Below are 18,363 nucleotides of genomic sequence, written 5' to 3'. Positions count from 1 at the left end.
AGTTGGCCGAGCGGCCTGCCCCGGGGGCGACTTGGCACTACGTTGGGCCCGGCCGAACCGTTCCGCCCGAAGGGGGCCCGGCACCATGTCCGACCTTTCCGCGACGCACGACGAGGGCATCGCGCGCACGGCCCGGCTGCGGAGCGACGTGTCGCACTCGGCCCGGATCTGGAACTACTGGCTGGGCGGCCGGGACAACTACCCGGTGGACCAGGAGGTCGGCGAGCGGATCCTCTCCTTCGTGCCCCAGCTGCCCCGCTCGGCGGTCGCGGACCGGCGCTTCCTGGCCCGCGCGGTGCGCCACCTCGCCGGGGACGTGGGCATCCGGCAGTTCCTGGACATCGGCACCGGACTGCCGACCGCCGACAACACCCACGAGGTCGCCCAGCGGGTCGCCCCCGAGGCGCGGATCGTCTACGTCGACAACGACCCGCTCGTCCTGGCCCACGCGAGCGCCCTGCTCACCAGCACCCGCGAGGGCGCCACCGACTACGTCGACGCGGACGTGCACGACCCGGAGGCCATCCTGCGCAAGGCCGCCGCGACCCTGGACCTCGGCCGGCCGGTCGCCGTCACCATGCTCGGCATCCTGAACTTCGTCCTGGACACCGACGAGGCCGTCTCCATCGTGCGACGGCTGCTGGCGGCCCTGCCCTCCGGCAGCCACCTGGTCGTCTCGCACCCCACCACCGAGGTGGACGGCGAGGCGATGACCCGGGCGGTGGAGTACTGGAACGGCCAGGGCTCGGCCCCCATGACCCTGCGCGGCCGGGCCGACCTGGAGCGGCTCTTCGACGGGGTCGAGCTGCTGGAACCCGGCATCGTCTCCTGCTCCCGCTGGCGGCCCGGCGCCGGGGACGGGGAGGCCGCCGAGGTCACCCACTTCGCGGGCGTGGGCCGCAAGCCCTGAGCAAGTCCTGAGCAAGCCCTGAGGGGACGCGGCCCGCCGCCCGGTCCCGGCCGTCATCCGGACGGGCGTAGCGCGCCCGGGACTGCGCCGGATGGCGGACGGCGGCGGCCGGGCGTACGACGGAAGGGCACGGGGCCCGCCCCGGGGCCCCTTCGGTCTCCAGGAGGAGCCATGACCCACACCCAGCCCGGCACGATGACCGCCATGAGCAAGGAGATGCAGGACTGCGTCAACGCCTGCATGAGCTGCCACACCGCCTGCGAGGAGGCCATGAGCTCCTGCATGCAGCAGGGCGGCCAGGCGCAGATGCAGGTCATGCGCGCGCTCATGGACTGCTCCGAGACGACCCGGATGTGCGCGGACATGATGATGCGCCGCTCGCCCATGGCGGGCGAGATGTGCGCGATGTGCGCCAAGGCCTGCGACATGTGCGCCGAGGCGTGCATGACCATGCCGGACGACCAGATGATGATGCGCTGCGCCGAGGCGTGTCGCCGCTGCGCGGAGACGTGTCGCGCCATGAGCACCCGGATGTGATCCGTCCGACGGGAACAGCGGGACCCCGCGGCCCGGTGCCGCGGGGTCCCGCTGCCGGGTGCCGTCCGGTCAGTCGCCGGGGGCGGTCACCTTCTCGTCGTTCTTCAGCTGCTCCACCAGCGTCTTGACCTTCGCCTTGTCCCAGACGAGGTTGCCGCCGACGGAACCGGAGATCGGCATGTTCATGGAGGTGCCGTCGCCGCCGCTGACACCCTTCATCGCCCAGAACATGGACGCCAGGTCCCACAGGCTCATGTCCTTGTCGACGATGAGGGAGTCGAGACCGGCGCTCATCGTCGGGTAGAACGTGAACGGGTTGAGGACCGTCGTCGGGGTGGCGACCTCGTGGGCCAGCGCGGACAGGAACTTCTGCTGGTTCTTGGTGCGCTGGAGGTCGGAGGCGGCGAAGGCGTGCCGGGTGCGGACGAAGGCCAGTGCCTGCTGCCCGTCCAGCTTCTGCTTGCCCGCCTGGAAGTCGGCGCCGGACCACTTGTCCTTGAACGGCTTGTCGATGGTCATCTCGACCCCGCCGACCGAGTCCACGATGTTCGCGAAGCCGGCGAAGCCTATCTCCACATAGTGGTCGATGTGCAGGCCGGTGTTGTACTCGATGGTGCGCACCAGCAGCGTCGGGCCGTCCTTGGCGTAGGCCGCGTTCAGCTTGGTCGCGCCCGAGGCCGGGTACGTCTTGCCGGAGTCCGAGCCCTTGAAGCTCGGGATCTCGACGTTGGAGTCGCGCGGCAGGGAGACCAGCGTGTCGCCGTTGTCCCCGACGTGCAGGATCATCATCGAGTCGGTGCGCTTGCCCTCGGCGGAGCCGGTGTGCAGCTTCTTCTTGTCCGCGTCGGACAGCCCGTCGCGGCTGTCGGAGCCGACGATCAGGTAGTTGGTGCCCTTGCCGCCCTCCGGCCGGTCGATGACCTTGGACAGGTCGACGTCGCGGTTGAGCTTGGAGTCGGCCCAGAAGTACGTGGACACCGACGTGACCACCACCAGCGTGACCAGGGTGATCGCGGTCCACTTGATGCGGCGCCGCCAGTTCGGCGCGGGCCGCGGACCGCGGGTGCGGCCGTCGCCCGGACCGGCCGGACCGGCCGGGCCGCCGGGCCCGCCCGGCGAGCCGTAGACCTGTCCGGTGTTGTAGCCGCTGTCGTAGCCCTGGCCGTCGTCGTAGGCGGGACCCTGGCCGCCGTCGACGTACGACGGCTGCTGCGGTACGCCGTAGGGCGGCGCCGCGGGGCCGGGGCCGCGCTGTCCGGGCGGGCCCGCCGGGCCGCCGCGCCGCACCTGGCGCATCACGCGCGCGCCCTCCGGCTGCGCTCCGGCGCTGCCGCGTCCGTACCGGGATCCGCGGTCGTCGCCGCCGGAGAACCCCTCGGGCCAATCATTCATGTGGCCCAGTGTGCCGGGCCCCGGGGTGTGCCCCACAAGGGCCGTCGGAAAATAAGGTCAGGGCTGTTGCCAAGCTGACACAAATTCCCCGGATCCCGGCGCGGCATAAGGTGGAGCCCATGACAGATCAGGCCCCCGCCGCGGAATCCGGACATCCGGAGATACCGGGCAAGCCGACCTCGGCGTCCCGGACCACCCTCAGCCACATCATGACCCACAGCGACACCAACCTGCTGGGTACGGTGCACGGCGGGGTGATCATGAAGCTGGTCGACGACGCCGCGGGCGCGGTGGCCGGGCGGCACAGCGGCGGGCCCGCCGTCACCGCCTCCATGGACGAGATGGCGTTCCTCGAACCGGTCCGCGTCGGTGACCTCGTCCATGTGAAAGCCCAGGTCAACTGGACCGGACGGACCTCCATGGAGGTCGGCGTCCGGGTGCTCGCCGAGCGCTGGAACGAGTCCGCCCCGGCCACCCAGGTCGGCTCCGCCTATCTGGTCTTCGCCGCCGTGGACGCCGACGGCAAGCCCCGCGCGGTGCCGCCGGTGCTCCCCGAGACCGAGCGGGACAAGCGCCGCTACCAGGAGGCGCAGATCCGGCGCACCCACCGCCTGGCCCGCCGCCGCGCGATCATGGAGCTGCGCGAGCAGCGGGCCGCGCAGGGGTACGAGGACTGAGTCCGCGCCCCGGCCGCCCGCGCCGGGTGTGATCTCAGTCGCACGCCACCTGGTCGCCGCGCACCACCTCGGTGCTGTCCTGCGCCACCGTCCGCACCCGCACCTGGCGCACCTGCCGGAAGTCGCTCCCGGCGACGACCCGCAGCGTGGCGCCCTGTCCCGGCACGGCCCGCAGCTCGCTGCCGGGCAGCGCGGCGGCCAGCGACCGGGCCGAGCGGTCCCAGCGGGGGTCGTAGAACACGAGCGTCCGCTTCACCCCGCGCTGCCTGGCGTCCACGGGTGCCTTGGTGGTGGCGAACCCGGCGGCGGCGAGCGCGGTGTCCACCCGGCGGGCCAGCCCCGCGGTGTCGGTGCCGTTCTCCACCTGGACCCGGATCCGCTGCGGCGGGATCTCCACGGCCGTGGCCGCATCGGGCCTGCGGGCCTGCTTGCGCGCGGCCAGCGGGCGGTCGTCGCGCAGCGTGCGGAAGAGCCGGGCGGCCTGCGCCGGGTCCCACTTCACGGTCGAGCCGAGCCCCTTGACGGGGAAGGACGCCTGGGCGACCGGCACGGTGGTGAACTCCGAGGAGGAGGGCGAGAAGTTCCGCATCGCCCGGCCGAGGTCGAGCAGCTCGTCGGTGTGGAAGCCCTGGTCGGCGCGGACCGAGCCGAGCACGGCCCGGGTGACGTCCCGGAACCTCATGGGGTTCAGCAGCACCCGCGAGGAGGTCGCCCGCTCGATCAGGGCGGCCAGGAAGAGCTGCTGCCGCTTCATCCGCCCGAAGTCGCTGGCCCCGTCGACGTGCCGGGAGCGGACGTACTGGAGGGCCTGCCCGCCGGTGAGGGTGTGCACGCCGGCGGCCAGGTCCAGCCCGGTGTAGGTGTCCTTCATCGGGACGGCCGTGCAGATCTGGACGCCGCCGAGGACGTCCACGGTCCGCATGAAGGCGGTGAAGTCGACCTCCAGATAGTGGTCGATCTTCAGCCGGGTCATGCTCTCGACCGTGCTCACGGTCAGGGCCGGACCGCCCTCGGCGTAGGCCGCGTTCAGCTTGACCGGGTGCGGCGGGTGCTGCCTGCCGGTGTTGCGGTCGAGATGGGCGGGCAGGTCGACGTAGGAGTCGCGGGGCAGGCTGACGACGCTGGCCCGCTCCCGGTCCTGGGACAGGTGCACGATCATCATGGTGTCGGTGCAGTGGCAGGGCTGGCCGCCCAGCCGGTAGCGCTGCCGCTCCTGCTCGCTGATCCGGTCCCGGCCGTCGGTGCCGACCAGCAGCACGTTCAGGCCGTGGCCCGTCGGCGGCCTGTTCTTCATGTCCCGGAAGGGATCGATCCGGGTGATGTCGGCGTCCAGGCTGGAGACCACCGCGTGCCCGATCCCGGCGGAGGCGAGCACCACCACGGAGAGCGTGGTCGCCGCCCGCATGGCCCAGCGCGGTCTGCGGCGCGGCGGCGGCGCGTACGGCATGCGGGCCGCCCGTACGGGTGCGGCGGCCTGCCGCGGCCCGCGTCGCGGTGGCGCGGGCGGCCTCGGCGGCCGGGGCGACGTGGTGGACATGGGGGGCACCTCCGCGGATGGCGTGGGTGGACACCGTGAGCACCGTAGGCCCATACGATCTGCTGCCCGGTGCAGCGGCCCCCGCGGCGCGCACCGGTGTCCCCCGTTCGCGGTAACGTGAGCACCGATGAACGCCAACTCCGACGTGCGGTTCCCCGCCGTTTCTGTGATCATGCCCGTCCTCAATGAGGAGCGGCATCTGCGCGGGGCCGTCGAAGCGATCCTCGCGCAGGAGTACGACGGCGAGATGGAGGTCGTGATCGCCCTGGGTCCGTCCACGGACCGCACGGACGAGATCGCCGCCCAGCTCGTCCGCGACGACCCCCGCGTGCACACGGTCCCGAACCCCACCGGCCGCACCCCCGCCGCCCTCAACGCCGCGATCAAGGCCTCCCGCCATCCGATCGTCGTCCGCGTCGACGGCCACGGCATGCTCTCGCCGAACTACATCGCCACGGCGGTACGGCTCCTGGAGGAGACCGGCGCGCAAAACGTGGGCGGCATCATGCACGCCGAGGGCGAGAACGCGTGGGAGCACGCGGTCGCCGCCGCGATGACCTCGAAGATCGGCGTCGGCAACGCGGCCTTCCACACCGGCGGCCAGGCCGGCCCCGCCGAGACGGTCTACCTGGGCGTCTTCCGCCGCGAGGCCCTGGAACAACAGGGCGGCTACAACGAGGAGTTCATCCGCGCCCAGGACTGGGAGCTGAACTTCCGCATCCGCGAGGCGGGCGGCCTGATCTGGTTCTCGCCCGAGCTGCGGGTCTCCTACCGCCCCCGGCCGAACGTGAAGGCGCTCGCCAAGCAGTACAAGGACTACGGCCGCTGGCGGCACGTCGTCGCCCGCTACCACGAGGGCTCCATCAACCTGCGCTACCTCGCCCCGCCGACCGCCGTGTGCGCCATCGCGGCCGGGATCGTGGCGGGCGCCGCCGTGACCCCCTGGGCCCTGGTGGTCCCGGGCGGCTATCTCGCGGCCATCGCCGCCGGTTCCCTGCCCGCGGGCAAGGGCCTGCCGCTGCGCGCCCGGCTGCGCATCCCGGTGGCCCTGGCCACCATGCACATGTCCTGGGGCTGGGGCTTCCTGACCAGCCCCCGCTCCCTGGCCAAGCGGGTCATCGCCTCCCGGCGCCCGGCGGTCGTCACCTCCTCCGCCTGACCGGCCCACCCCCCCGGACATCCGGAGGGCCCCTCACCGCACGGCGGGAGGGGCCCTTCCGGTATGCGCGCGCCGCTACCAGCGGTAGGGCTGGTACACGTCCATGCACTGCTTGGTGTCCGCGCCGTTGATGGCGTCGGAGTTCTCCGGGATGTCCCCGGCCTTGGGCGCCTTCTGCTTCGGGTACGTGCTGCCCTCGCGCCAGTCCGCGCCGACGACGAGCGTGACGCCGGAGACGTCGGTCGACCGCTCCACCGAACCGACCGGGATGCCCAGGGCGGTGGCGACCCGCTCGGCGTCGCCCTTCAGTTCGGCGCTCGGATAGCGCACGACCGTGTCGGACACGGCCGGGGTGGTCGAGCCGTCCGGCGTCGCCCGGGTGAAGCCCTTCCGCACCAGCTCGTCGCTGAGGGCGGTGGCCCGGTGGCCGACCGGGGCCAGCTCGGCGGTGCGGGTGCCGTTCTGCACCGTGACACCGATCTGGCCGTCCGCGTGCGCGGGGGGCGAGCTGGGCTGCGTCGTCTTCTTGGCGCCGTCCGCGCCCTGCTTCGCGTCGGTGGGCTTGCCGTTGGCGTCGAAGGAGACGTCGTCGCGCAGCAGCTTCCACATCTTCTGCGCGTTGCTGCCGTCCGGCACGACGTGGTCGCGGTTCTGCGGGTCCTGGACGTTCGGCATCGTCGTCATGGTGATGCGGTTCGTCGGGACCGCCTTGAGCTGCATGCCCAGGTCGTAGAGCTTCTTGCCGGTGCCGATCTCCTCGGAGACGTGCAGCGACTTGGTGGCCGCCTCCGCCAGGTCCATCAGCCGGCCCGTGTCGGTGAAGATGCTCTGGTCCTTGAGCGTGCGGATCATCGAGTTCAGGTACATGTGCTGGGCCCTGGCCCGCAGCAGGTCGCTGCCCCAGGCGTGCCGGGTGCGCAGCCACTGGAGGGCCTGCTCGCCCTTGACCTTGTGGGTGCCGGCCGTCAGCTTCAGGCCGGAGCCGCCGTGCGCGAGGGCCGTCGAGCGGTCCCACACGTTCTGCTTCACGCAGACGTCGACGCCGCCGATGGCGTCCGCCATCCGCACCACGCCCGCGAAGTCGATGGTCATCCAGTGGTCGATGTACACACCGGTGAGGTTCTGCCAGGTGGCGAGGGTGCAGCCGGCGCCGCCGCGGGCCAGGGACTCGTTGATGATGGTGTTGGTCGCCGGGTACGTCTTCCCGGACTCCGGGTCCGTGCACTTGGGGATGTCCACGCGGGTGTCGCGCGGGATGCTCACCACGGAGGCGCTCTTGCGGTCCGCGGCCAGGTGGATCAGCATCTGTACGTCGCCCAGCGGCGGGTTGCCGCGGTTGTCCCGGCCGCCGCCGAGCGCGATGTTGGCATCGGAGTCGCGGCTGTCGGAGCCGATCAGCAGGATGTTCAGGGGCGTCTGGCCGTCGGCGTTCGCCTTCGACCTGGCCGCCTTGGAGTCACCGCTGCTGCGTTCGCCCTTCTGGATGTTGCCGTTCAGATGCTCGTAGTAGAGGTAACCGGCGCCGGCCGTCCCGAGTATGACCACCGCGAGCACGGTGGCCGACCAACGCAGCACCCGGCGTTTGGGCCGTCTGCCGCCGGTGCCCCGGCCGCCGCGCCCGTCCCCGCCGCGCCGGCCGTGGCCGCCGCCTCCCGTGCTCTTCTCGTGCTGCGCCAGAGGCATCGTGTCCTCGACCGCGGGCCCCTCCCCGCGCAGACCACTCTGCGTCAACTCCCCATCCTCCCCGCCCTCAAGTCATCGAACAGGCCTGTCGTACGCCGTGTTAGACGTACGACAGGCCCGTCAGGTCACACGGTGCGCTCAACTGGCGCACTGAACCGTGTCGGCCGTGTGCTGCCCCTCCACCTTGGGTGCCTTCTTGGGAGCGGTGAGTGACACTCCAGCACCCTTGTAGTCCTTGCCCAGGATCAGCGTCATCGCGGGCAGGCCCTGGGAGTTGGTCACGCTCTTGCCCGGCTTCAGCGCGGCGCCCGGCAGCCCCATGAGCGAGGCGAGTTCACGGGCCTGGTCCGCCTGGTCGGGCGCGTACTCCAGCGTGGTGTTGGCGAGCTTCTCCGGCGCGTTGCTGCCGTTCTCCGACTTGAGCACGCCCTGCTGGTTCTGGAGCCAGGTGAGCGTCTCCTGCGCCGCGCCGTCCCTGGCCCCGCCGTTGAGGATGCGCACCCGCACCTCGGAGGCCGCCGACCGGGTGCCCTTGAGCCGGGCCGCCTGCGCGTCCTTCGCCTGCTGCTCCTTCTTCTTCACCTCGGTGAAGGAGACGTCGCTGCTGATGGTGTCGAACACCTGGGGAGCCTGGGCCTGGTTGAGGATGACCGTCTTGTGGACCGGGCCGTCGTCGGGGTTGTCGAGCACGGGCACGGTCAGGAAGGTGATGTTCTTCGTCGGCACCTTCTTCAGCTCCAGCGCCACGTCCTTGAGCGTGCTCGCCTTGCCGATGCCGGTGTCGACGGTCAGCGACTTGGTGGCCGCGTCCGCCAGGTCGTACAGCTTGACCGGGTTGGTGAGGGTGTCGCCGGAGGCCATCTTGCGCATCAGCGAACTGAGGAACTGCTGCTGCACCTTGATCCGGTCCAGGTCGCCGTGGTTGCCGAAGCTGTGCCGGGTGCGGACGAAGGCCAGCGCCTCCTCGCCCTCGATCTTGGACGAGCCGGCGGGCAGGTTCAGGTGCGAGTCCTTGTCGTTGACGGCGTGCTTGAGGCACACCTCGACGCCGCCCACCGCCGAGGTCAGGGTCTTCACGGCGTTGAAGTCGGCCATCATGAAGTGGTCCGGGGAGATGCCCGTGACCCCCTTGACCGTGAGCATCGCGCAGCCCGGGTCGCGGCCGTCCTGGCCCAGGCTCTCGTTGAACCGGACCTTGTGCGAGCCCGGGACGACCTTGGTGCTGCCGTCGGGCTGCTTGGTCGGGCAGTCGGGGACGTCGACGATCAGGTCCCGGGGGATGCTCAGCGCGGTGGCGTTCGTCCGGTCCTTGGAGACGTGCAGCAGGATGTTGGTGTCCGCGTGGCCCACGCTGCCCTTGTCGCCGTAGCCCTCGTTGCCCTTGCCGGTCCGCTTGTCGGTACCGATGATGAGGATGTTGAAGGCATCGTCCTTGCTGAAGCTGTCCTTGGCCGCGCTGCCCACGTCGGTGGTGGTGACGTTGCCTTCGAGGTGCTTGAGGATCAGATAGCCCGCCGTGCCGGCGCCGACCAGGACGAACGCCATGGTGCCGCCGGTCCACATCAGGACCTTCTTGGTCCGCGACCGCTTCTTCTTCTCCGGGCGGCGGCTGCGCCGGCCGGGCGGCGGCTCCTCCTCGCCGGGCGCGCCACGGCGGCGGCGCGGGCCGGGCACGGTGGGTGCCGGGGCCGTCTCGTGGGCCTGCTCCGCTCCGGGCGGAGTGCCGCGCCGCCGGGAGTCCGCGCCACCGGGCCCGGGGGCGGCGCCCCGGCGCTGCCCCGGCACCGCCGACTGCGGAGGGGAAGGGTCCAGTCGCAGTTCGTATTCACCGGTGGCCGGATTGAGCACCCACTGGTCTGCGGGATCAATGTTGTCCGCCCGCCCACGGCCTTGCGCGTCCACGGTTGTCCGAACCCTCCGTCGGGGCCACGCGGCGCCTTCCCCCTGAGGCGCTCAGGTCTGGTTCACACAGTGCGCGACCCCAGGATGACCTCGTGGCCGGTAGCACCGGATCGCTCACACTATCCGGCCGGTTGAGCATTGAGCGACGCCGGTGACGAATTCCACGCCCCTACAACTGGGCAATCCGCCCATTTTCCCTGGACAAAAGTTCGCCCTTGGCCGCGGCTTTACCCGCAGGGGTCCTGTGCGGCGGTATTGCCGGTGAAGGTGGGCGTCGGCGAAGGTGGGGCCGCGAGGACCCGGCTGGTCCCGGCGGCCGCCGGGACGCCCGGATAAACGTACTGAACGTAGTCGTCCGGCTGCGCAGGCGATTCCTCGCCGGGCGTGGAATCGGGTCCCCGCGCGGAATCCCCCGGCCCGGAATTGCCGTCGTTTGCGCCGGAATCCCGTGAATCCTCCGGGGCGACCTCCACCGGCCGGTCGGTGCGCAGCCGGGCGAACAGCTTCTCGGCCTCCGGCTGCACGAGCTGATCGCGGTCGGCGTCGTAGGCGTACGACTTCCGCGGAACCGTCAGGAACCGCACGTGTTCCGTGGGGATCTCGCGCAGCCCGCGCACGAGTTGGTGGAGACCGCGCAGATTCGCCAGCGCCGGGTCGGTGGTCAGCGAGGAGGTGGCCGCGTCCAGGACGGGGTACAGCTTCACCGGGTTCAGCAGGACCCCGTCGCCGCGCACCTTGCCGACGAGGGCGCCGAGGAACCGCTGCTGCCGTTCCATCCGGTCGGTGTCGCTGCCGTCGCCGAGCGTCTTGCGGGCCCGGACATAGCCGAGGGCCTGCTCGCCGTCGAGCGTCACCCGGCCCGCGGGCAGCCGCAGCCCGGCTTCCTTGTCGGTCACCGGCTCCTTCAGGCACACCTGCACGCCGTCGACCGCGTCGACCAGGTCCTTGAACCCGCCGAAGTCGACGACCATGTGGTGGTCGACCCGGATGCCGGTCAGCTTCTCGGCGGTCCGGATCGTGCAGGCCGAACCGCCCACCTCGTAGGCGTGGTTGAGCATCGCGAACACCGGTTCGCTGCGGCTGCCGTCCCGGCGGCGGCAGCCGGGCACGCGCACCATCAGGTCGCGGGGCAGGGACACGGCGGTGGCACTGTGCCGGTCGGCGGCCAGATGCAGCAGGATCACGGTGTCGGACCGTTCGGTGCCCGCGTCGCGTCCGTACCCCGTGTTGCCGTGGCCGGTGCGGGTGTCCGACCCGATCAGCAGGATGTTCTGTGCCCCCTTGACCAGGGCGGTGGGCCGTTCTTTCTCGTAGCGCCGCAGTTCGGCCGCCGCTGCCTCGTCGGCGGTGATGTTGCCGCTGAGCCGGGCGTAGACGGCCCAGCCGGTCACGGCGGAGCCGCCGACGAGGACGGCCGCGGCGAACGCGGCGGCCTGGAGTCTGCGCAGGCGCCGCGCCGCGGCCCCGGCGCCGGTGGCCGACGCGCCCTGTCCGGGCCCCACGGCCCCCGGGACCCGTGCCCCGGATCCCTCGTGCGGCCCCTCTGCCCTGCGGCCCACGACCGCGACCACCCTCTTCCTGGCCTCTTCCCGGCCTCGTCCCGGCCTCTTCCCGACGTCCCGTCCGTACGACGATGGCCCGTCGGGGGAGGGGAGGCGGGGTGATGCTGGGCCGAACGGGGGAAATCGCCAGGAGCGGGAGCGGGAGCAGAAGCAGGAGGAGGGGGAGGGGGGAGGGGGAGCGAGGCCAGGGGCGTCGGTCACCTCGCCGTGGCGGTGACCCGTTCCGTCTCGATGCGCTGGGCCAGGGCGGTCTCGTCCAGGCGGTCCAGGTGGCGGCACAGGACGACGGACCCGCCGGAGGCGAGCGGCGCGTACAGACCCGCGCTCAGTCCCTCCCAGGTGTCGTACGCCAGTCCGGACAGCAGCCGGGAACCGGGACCCGTCAGGCCCAGCCGGGACGCGTCGGCGCGGGCCCGCTCCACGACGTCGGCCGCGCTGTGCTCCGCACCGGCCACGACCAGCGCGGGCTCCTCCGGGTCCACCGGCGCGAACGGCGCGAACCGGTCGCCCTGGCCCGGCACCTCGACGGCGTAGTCGGCGAAGCCCGCGGGCGGCTGCGGGAACCGCCCGCCCAGCGGGCGCAGCGCCAGCGCGATCCGCTCGCCCGAGCAGGCCCGCGCCGCCTCCAGCGAGTCCGGCCCGCTGACCACGACATCGGCGGCCCCCGGGTCCCCGCCGACGTCCGCGACCGCGCCCACCGACGCGCACGCCAGCAGCCACACCGCCGTCTGCCAGTGCGCCGGCAGCAGCAGCGCGACCCGGTCACCGGGGCCCGCGGCCAGGTCCCCCTGGAGGAGGTTCGCCGTCTTGGCCACCCAATTGGCGAAGGTGGCGACGGACAGTTCGACGCGTTCGCCCGTGGCGTCGTCGTAGAAGGTCACCAGGGGGCGTCCCGGGTCCGCGGCGAGCGCGGAACGCAGCAGGTCGGCAGGGGTGCGTTCGGTGGCGTTCACCCGCGTCAGCGTACGCGGCGCGGGCCGCCCGCGGCGAGGGACGGCGACCGGGACCTCGCCGCTCGGTCATCAGTTCGAGGGAACATCACCCGACGCACCGTCAGTTCGTAGATGGACATATATGTGTGACTATGTCCAAGATCGGGGGCATGCGTCGATACGGATTCCTTGCGTCCTCGATCGGTGTCACCTGTGCGGCCGGACTCGCCCTCGTGCCGGGCGTCCCCGCGGGTGCCGCCGCAGCCGCCGTACCGGCCACGGCGCCCGGAGCGGCCCCGGCCGCGACGGCGCCCGCCGTCCCCGGCAGCACCCAGTCCCTGCCCCTGGCCGCGCGCGCCCAAGGCCACGCCCGCGGCCGGTCCTTCACCGCCGCCCGCCTCGAACAGGGCCTGTACCGCACGGACGTACGGCACTTCTCCCTGGTCGGCGTCGTCTGGGACGACCCGGACACCGAACTGCACGGCACCGTCCAGGTCCGCACCCGCTCCGCGGCCACCGGCACCTGGTCCGACTGGCAGGACGTCGACACCCACAACGCCGACCACGGCGCCGACCCGGGCGCCGCCGAGCGCGCCGCCGGACACATCCGCGGCGCCACCGCGCCGCTGTGGGTGGGCGACTCCGACGGTGTCGACCTGCGGGTCCGCGCCGACACCGGGGACCGCGCCGACGGCGCCCCGGCCCGGCAGCCGGCGCCGCTGCCCTCCGGGCTGCGCCTGGAACTCGTCGACCCCGGCGACACACCTCCGGCCACCCCGCAGGCCGACCAGGCGCGCACCGGCGAACTGACCGAGGCCGCGACCGCCGCCTCCGCCGCCAACTCCGGCCTCGCCCCGCTCGGCGCCACCGAGATCCCCGCCCTCGACCAGGCGGCCACCGCACGCGAACTGCTCGACCTGCGCGGCGACGAACTCACGGCCGCCCAGCGCGCCAAGCCCTACATCGGGGCACGCCCGCGCATCGTCACCCGGCACGGCTGGGGCGCCGACGAGTCACTGCGTTCGCGCGGGTTCGGCTACACGAAGAAAGTGAAGGCCGCGTTCGTCCACCACACCGCGACCGGCAACAACTACCGCTGCTCGCAGGCTCCTTCGGTGATCCGAAGCATCTACCGCTACCACGTCAGGAGCATGGGCTGGCGCGACATCGGCTACAACTTCCTCGTCGACAAGTGCGGCACCGTCTACGAGGGCCGCGCCGGGGGCGTGGCCAAGCCCGTCCTCGGCGCCCACACCATGGGCTTCAACAGCGACAGCGTGGGCATCGCCGTCATCGGCACCTACAGCAAGACCAAGCCGTCCTCCGCCGCCCTCAAGGCCGTCGCCCGGCTGACCGCGTGGAAGCTCGGCCTCTACGGGATGGACCCGCGCGGCAAGACCTATCTGAAGTCCGGCGGTGGAAACCGCTACAAGAAGGGGAAGAACGTACATCTGAACGTGATCTCCGGTCACCGGGACGGCTTCGCCACCGACTGCCCCGGACGCAAGCTCTACGCCAAGCTCGGCACGATCCGCTCGACCGCGGCGCGCTACCAGGGCCGCTGAGAACGGTCTGCCTACACTGTCCGGCCGAAGGACGAAGCGGCCGGTCCCGGCAGGAAGCGGAGACGACAGGTGAAAGAAGCGATCCTCCTGGTCGGCGGCAAGGGGACCCGGCTGCGCCCGCTCACGGTGCACACCCCCAAACCCATGGTGCGGGCGGCCGGCGTGCCCTTCCTCACCCACCAGCTGGCGCGGGCCGCCGCGGCGGGCGTCGAGCACATCGTGCTCGCCACCTCCTATCTGGCCGAGGTCTTCGAACCGTACTTCGGCGACGGCTCCGCCCTCGGGCTCCGATTGGAGTACGTCACCGAGGAGGAGCCCCTCGGCACCGGTGGCGCCCTGCGCAACGTCGCCGCGCGCCTGCGCTCCGGGCCGGACGAGCCGGTGCTCGTCCTCAACGGCGACATCCTGACCGGCCTGGACATCGGCTCTCTGGCGCGCACCCACGAGGAGAGCGGCGCGGACGTCTCCCTGCATCTGACGAAGGTGACCGACCCGCGCGCCTACGGCCTGGTCCCGACCGACGCCACGGGCAGGGTCCTCGCCTTCCTGGAGAAACCGCAGACCCCCGAGGAGATCGTCACCGACCAGATCAACGCGGGAGCGTACGTCTTCCGCCGCTCGGTCATCGACCAGATCCCGCAGGGCCGCCCGGTGTCGGTGGAGCGCGAGACCTTCCCCGGTCTGCTCGCGGCCGGCGCGCACCTCCAGGGCATGGTGGACTCCACCTACTGGCTGGACCTCGGCACCCCGGCCGCCTTCGTCCGCGGCTCGGCCGACCTGGTCCTCGGCCGTGCCCCGTCCCCGGCGGTGCCCGGCCGCTGCGGCGACCGCCTCGTCCTGCCCACCGCCGTCGTCGCCCCCGACGCCAAGCTGACCGGCGGCACCGTGGTCGGCGAGGGCGCCCGCGTCGCCGAGGGCGCGCGGGTGTCCGGCAGTACGATCCTGCCCGGCGCCGTCATCGAGCCCGGCGCCGTCATCACCGACTCCCTCATCGGCACCCGCGCCCGCATCGGCCGCCGCTCCGTCCTCACCGGCACGGTGATCGGTGACGGCGCGGTCGTCGGCGCCGACAACGAGCTGCGCGACGGCATGCGGATCTGGTGCGACGCGCGCATCCCGGCGGGCGCGGTGCGCTTCTCCTCGGACCAGTAGGCGGTCACTCCGGGAGGCGGCCGGCCAGGGCCAGGAGGTCCGGCTGGGCGGACACGGGTCTCGGCCCGGCTCCGGACGCGGTGGCGGACGCGGTGGCGGACGCGGTGGCGGACGTGGTGACGGGGGCGGTGGCGGATGTGGTGACGGGGGCGGTGGCGGATGTGGTGACGGGGGCGGTGACGAGGACGGACGCGCTGATCCACGTCGGGATCACGGCCCGGCCGAACCCGCCCCGGCTCCCCGGGCCGCGCCGGGACGGGCGCGCGTCCGGTGAGCGGGTCCGGGACGGTCGGGTGTCCGACGGGCGGGTCCGGGGCGGGAAGGCGTTCGGTGAGTGGGTTCGGGGCGGTCGGGTGTCCGGCGGGTGGGTCCAGGGCGGTAGGTCGGGTGTCCTGTGGACAGGTCCGGGAGGGAAGGCGCCCGGTGCAGCGGGTCGGCCGGTCCGCGCTCGTCGCGGCGTTCCGGCGCCGCGGCGGTTGCGCCGCGGTCAGGCCGCTGGCGCTGCTGTCGCTGGCGCTGCCGTGAGGTCCCGCCCCGCCCCGCCCCGCCCGGCGGGCGTGCGCGCGGCTCACAGCCGTCCCATGTCGCGCAGCGGCATCCGCGGTGCCCGGCGCGGCGGGATCCGGCCGCTGAGCAGGATCAGCCGGGCCGCCCGGTGCCGCTGACCGGCGTACGGCTGCAGCAGCCGCAGCATCTCGGTGTCGTCGGCGTCCCGGTTCCCGGCCAGCGCGAACCCCACGATCCCGGGCAGGTGCAGGTCCCCGACCGTCACCTCGTCCGCCGCGCCGTGGCTGCGCTGCACAGTCTCCGCCGAGGTCCACGGCCCGATCCCGGGCACCACCTCCAGCCGCCGCCGGGCCGCCGCCGGAGGCATCGCCGTCGCCTCCTCAAGCCGCGCGGCCACCCGCACCGCGCGCAGCACCGTCGACGCCCGCTTGTCGTCGACCCCGGCCCGGTGCCAGTCCCAGGACGGGATCAGCGCCCAGGTGCGCGGCGCCGGCATCACATGCATCGGCACGGGAACGGGGCCGGGCGCCGGTTCGCCGTACGTGCACACCAGCGTCCGCCAGGCCGCGTACGCCTCCAGCGTGGTGACCTTCTGCTCCAGGACCGAGGGGATCAGCGACTCCAGCACCAGTCCGGTCCGGGTCAGCCGCAGCCCGGGGCGCCGGTGCCGGGCCAGCGCGAGCAGCCGGTGCCGGGGCGCGAACGCCGCGGGTTCGTCGGCCGCGCCCAGCAGCTCGGGCAACTGGTCGAGCAGCCACTCGGCGCCCGGTCCCCACGCCCGCCCGCACACCTGTCCGCCACGGACGAAGACCCGCAGCGTGCCCGGCCCGAGCGGGGTGCGGCTGGCCCGCCACACGGACCCGTCCGGCATCGCGCGGAAGGTCGGATCGCCCGGCCCGCGCCGCAGCGGCCCCAGGACCAGGCCCAGGTCCAGCGGCTCGTCCGGCACCCAGGCCCGCACCCGCTCGGGCCCGCCCGGCGGCACCTCGGGCGCGCCCGCGGCCGCGGGTACGGCGACCCGGCCCCCTGGCACGGTCGTGTGCGGGGGCCGCGGGCGCGGGGCGAAGCGTCCTGCCACGATCAGTTCCCGGGGTCGGCGGCGGTCGGTACGAGCCTAGGGCCTGTCGTCAAATTCCCGCCTGCCTCGCGACGCCATGCACGCTCCCCCGAGCTCTTCGAGCAGGGGGGACCCCCACTCGCCGCACCGGGCCCAGACCCGAGTACGTCCAGTACGCGGGCCAGGACCCGGCACTCCCCCGAGCTCTTCGAGCAGGGGGGACCCCCGGAGCACGCACCTGACGCCGCGAGGCCCGCCCTCCGGGCGGACGACGGGAATTTGACGACAGGCCCTAGGGCCAATACCGGTGACTTTGTTGTGGTCTGGTCGTTGGGTGGGTTGTGCCAAGGCCGGGTCAGGTGAAGTCGTCGGGGGTTGGTCGGTTCTCGGATCGGATCGCGTTGGGGGTGCTGACGCGGGCGTTTCCGCCGGAGCTGGTCGACGAGGTGGTCGCCGAGTGCGGCCGGGTCGAGCAGCGGACGCGGTTGCTGCCGGCGCGGGTGGTGGTCTACTTCGTCCTGGCGATGTGCTTGTTCTTCGGGCAGGGCTATGAAGAGGTGGCCCGGCTTCTGGTCCAGGGGCTGGAGCGTGAGGGCCGGTGGGCGACCACCTGGCGGGTGCCCACCACGGCGGCGATCGGGCGGGCCCGGTTGCGGCTCGGGCCGGAGCCGTTGCGGGCCCTGTTCGCCCGGGTGTGCCGGCCGGTCGCGGACGCGCGGACGCAAGGCGCCTGGTACCGGCGGTGGCGGCTGGTCGCGGTGGACGGCACGGTCTTCGACGTTCCGGACACCGCGGCGAACGCCCAGTTCTTCGGGCGTCCCGGTACCAGTCGCGGGCAGGGCCGCAGTGCGTATCCGCAGGCGAGGGTGGCGGCCCTGGCCGAGTGCGGCACCCATGCCGTGTTCGCGGCCGAGGCCGGACCCCTCAACGTCCACGAGAGTGCTCTGGCCCAGCGGCTGTTCCCGGCGCTGACGGAGGGCATGCTTGTCCTGGCCGACCGGGGTTTTTGCGGATTCGATCTGTGGCGGGCCGCGAAGGCGGGCGGTGCGGACCTGCTGTGGCGGGTCCGCAGCGTCGTGGTGCTGCCGGTCCTGGAGACCCTCGCTGACGGCTCCTACCTGTCGGAGATCGTCGCCGCGCGGGACCACCACCGACGCGCGGACCCCGAGCGGGTGCGAGTGATCGAGTACACCCTCGGCCCCCGCGACGGTGACCGCACCGTCTACCGGCTGATCACCACCATCCTCGATCCTGAGCAGGCACCGGCTCAGGAGCTTGCCGCCCTCTATGCCCAGCGGTGGGAGATCGAGAACACCCTGGACGAGATCAAGAATCACCAGGGCGCCCCAGGGATGGTGCTGCGTTCCCAGCACCCCCGCGGCGTCGAACAGGAGATCTTCGCGTTCCTGCTGGTCCACCACGCGCTGCGGGACCTGATGCACCAGGCCGCTCTCCACACCGGGCACGATCCCGACCGGGTCTCCTTCACCCGAACCCTTCGCGTCGTCCGCCGCCACGTCACCGGGCAGGCGGCGCTTTCCCCCCTCCCGACTGGCCCGGTCCATCACCCAGAGCCTGCGTGAGATCACAGAACGACTGCTGCCCGCACGGCGGTTGCGTTCCAACCCCCGCGTGATCAAACGCAAGATGTCCAACTGGGCCCTCAAACGAGCCGAGCACCACAGCCCACCCCGGCCAGACACTCCGGTGGTCCGGCTGGTCGGGCCAACCAAGACCACCCCAACCAGCCGGAAAACAAACTAAATCACCGGTATTGGCCCTAGGGCACGT

General features: G+C 72.6%; 15 protein-coding genes. 7 read left to right on the top strand and 8 right to left on the bottom strand.

Annotation, left to right across the window (positions count from 1 at the left end; translation table 11 throughout):
* Positions 1-85 precede the first annotated feature (85 nt).
* Both A8713_RS12370 and A8713_RS12365 read left to right on the top strand, forming a co-directional pair.
* Positions 86-910, top strand: coding sequence for an SAM-dependent methyltransferase (locus A8713_RS12370; protein ID WP_064533454.1), 825 nt, complete (start codon positions 86-88; stop codon positions 908-910).
* Between the two features lie 171 nt (positions 911-1,081).
* Positions 1,082-1,447 (top strand): four-helix bundle copper-binding protein, encoded by a 366-nt coding sequence (locus A8713_RS12365; protein WP_064533453.1) that lies wholly within the window; start codon positions 1,082-1,084, stop codon positions 1,445-1,447.
* A gap of 69 nt (positions 1,448-1,516) precedes the next feature.
* On the opposite strand, the gene A8713_RS12360 is transcribed toward A8713_RS12365, so the two are convergent.
* Positions 1,517-2,839: an LCP family protein gene (locus A8713_RS12360; protein ID WP_173860835.1), complete on the bottom strand. Its 1,323-nt coding sequence runs from the start codon at positions 2,837-2,839 to the stop codon at positions 1,517-1,519.
* Between the two features lie 119 nt (positions 2,840-2,958).
* On the opposite strand from A8713_RS12360, the gene A8713_RS12355 reads away from it, so the two are divergent.
* Positions 2,959-3,516, top strand: a complete 558-nt coding sequence (locus tag A8713_RS12355) for an acyl-CoA thioesterase (RefSeq protein WP_064533451.1) — start codon at positions 2,959-2,961, stop codon at positions 3,514-3,516.
* Between the two features lie 34 nt (positions 3,517-3,550).
* Here A8713_RS12355 and A8713_RS12350 read toward each other — a convergent pair whose 3' ends face one another.
* Complete coding sequence (locus tag A8713_RS12350; RefSeq protein WP_079158927.1) at positions 3,551-5,053, bottom strand: LCP family protein; 1,503 nt, start codon at positions 5,051-5,053, stop codon at positions 3,551-3,553.
* Positions 5,054-5,180: 127 nt separating this feature from the next.
* On the opposite strand from A8713_RS12350, the gene A8713_RS12345 reads away from it, so the two are divergent.
* Positions 5,181-6,212 carry a glycosyltransferase family 2 protein gene (locus A8713_RS12345; RefSeq protein WP_064533449.1) on the top strand — a complete coding sequence of 344 codons (1,032 nt, stop codon included), beginning with the start codon at positions 5,181-5,183 and terminating at the stop codon, positions 6,210-6,212.
* Between the two features lie 75 nt (positions 6,213-6,287).
* Here the strand turns inward: A8713_RS12345 and A8713_RS12340 are convergent, their stop codons facing one another.
* From A8713_RS12340 to A8713_RS12325, 4 genes are all read right to left on the bottom strand, one after another.
* Positions 6,288-7,943 carry an LCP family protein gene (locus tag A8713_RS12340; protein ID WP_107440625.1) on the bottom strand — a complete coding sequence of 552 codons (1,656 nt, stop codon included), beginning with the start codon at positions 7,941-7,943 and terminating at the stop codon, positions 6,288-6,290.
* Positions 7,944-8,033: 90 nt separating this feature from the next.
* Positions 8,034-9,797, bottom strand: coding sequence for an LCP family protein (locus A8713_RS12335; protein ID WP_064533448.1), 1,764 nt, complete (start codon positions 9,795-9,797; stop codon positions 8,034-8,036).
* Between the two features lie 227 nt (positions 9,798-10,024).
* A complete protein-coding gene (locus tag A8713_RS12330) occupies positions 10,025-11,299 on the bottom strand; it encodes an LCP family protein (RefSeq protein WP_064533447.1) in 1,275 nt (424 codons plus the stop codon).
* Positions 11,300-11,556: 257 nt separating this feature from the next.
* A complete protein-coding gene (locus A8713_RS12325) occupies positions 11,557-12,312 on the bottom strand; it encodes a TIGR03089 family protein (protein WP_064533446.1) in 756 nt (251 codons plus the stop codon).
* 131 nt (positions 12,313-12,443) lie between these two features.
* Between A8713_RS12325 and A8713_RS12320 the strand changes: the two genes are divergently transcribed.
* Both A8713_RS12320 and A8713_RS12315 read left to right on the top strand, forming a co-directional pair.
* Positions 12,444-13,856, top strand: coding sequence for a peptidoglycan recognition protein family protein (locus tag A8713_RS12320; RefSeq protein WP_064533445.1), 1,413 nt, complete (start codon positions 12,444-12,446; stop codon positions 13,854-13,856).
* Between the two features lie 69 nt (positions 13,857-13,925).
* Complete coding sequence (locus A8713_RS12315) at positions 13,926-15,008, top strand: nucleotidyltransferase family protein (protein WP_064533444.1); 1,083 nt, start codon at positions 13,926-13,928, stop codon at positions 15,006-15,008.
* 4 nt (positions 15,009-15,012) lie between these two features.
* On the opposite strand, the gene A8713_RS33800 is transcribed toward A8713_RS12315, so the two are convergent.
* Both A8713_RS33800 and A8713_RS12305 read right to left on the bottom strand, forming a co-directional pair.
* The gene (locus A8713_RS33800) at positions 15,013-15,222 is read right to left on the bottom strand and encodes a hypothetical protein (RefSeq protein WP_064533443.1); all 210 of its coding nucleotides are present in this window, start codon (positions 15,220-15,222) and stop codon (positions 15,013-15,015) included.
* A gap of 354 nt (positions 15,223-15,576) precedes the next feature.
* Complete coding sequence (locus tag A8713_RS12305; protein WP_064533442.1) at positions 15,577-16,593, bottom strand: DNA-3-methyladenine glycosylase family protein; 1,017 nt, start codon at positions 16,591-16,593, stop codon at positions 15,577-15,579.
* 320 nt (positions 16,594-16,913) lie between these two features.
* Between A8713_RS12305 and A8713_RS12300 the strand changes: the two genes are divergently transcribed.
* The gene (locus A8713_RS12300) at positions 16,914-18,155 is read left to right on the top strand and encodes an IS4 family transposase (protein WP_064533441.1); all 1,242 of its coding nucleotides are present in this window, start codon (positions 16,914-16,916) and stop codon (positions 18,153-18,155) included.
* Positions 18,156-18,363: the final 208 nt, after the last annotated feature.

The organism is Streptomyces sp. SAT1 (assembly GCF_001654495.1).
GTDB classification, from domain to species: domain Bacteria; phylum Actinomycetota; class Actinomycetes; order Streptomycetales; family Streptomycetaceae; genus Streptomyces; species Streptomyces andamanensis.
This window is presented reverse-complemented; position numbering and strand designations above follow the sequence as displayed.

Coding starts and splice junctions, on each gene's coding strand:
- A8713_RS12370 (WP_064533454.1), top strand. CDS start 86: ATGTCCGACCTTTCCGCGACGCACGACGAGGGCATCGCGCGCACGGCC.
- A8713_RS12350 (WP_079158927.1), bottom strand. CDS start 5,053: ATGTCCACCACGTCGCCCCGGCCGCCGAGGCCGCCCGCGCCACCGCGA.
- A8713_RS12355 (WP_064533451.1), top strand. CDS start 2,959: ATGACAGATCAGGCCCCCGCCGCGGAATCCGGACATCCGGAGATACCG.
- A8713_RS12360 (WP_173860835.1), bottom strand. CDS start 2,839: ATGAATGATTGGCCCGAGGGGTTCTCCGGCGGCGACGACCGCGGATCC.
- A8713_RS12320 (WP_064533445.1), top strand. CDS start 12,444: ATGTCCAAGATCGGGGGCATGCGTCGATACGGATTCCTTGCGTCCTCG.
- A8713_RS12365 (WP_064533453.1), top strand. CDS start 1,082: ATGACCCACACCCAGCCCGGCACGATGACCGCCATGAGCAAGGAGATG.
- A8713_RS12345 (WP_064533449.1), top strand. CDS start 5,181: ATGAACGCCAACTCCGACGTGCGGTTCCCCGCCGTTTCTGTGATCATG.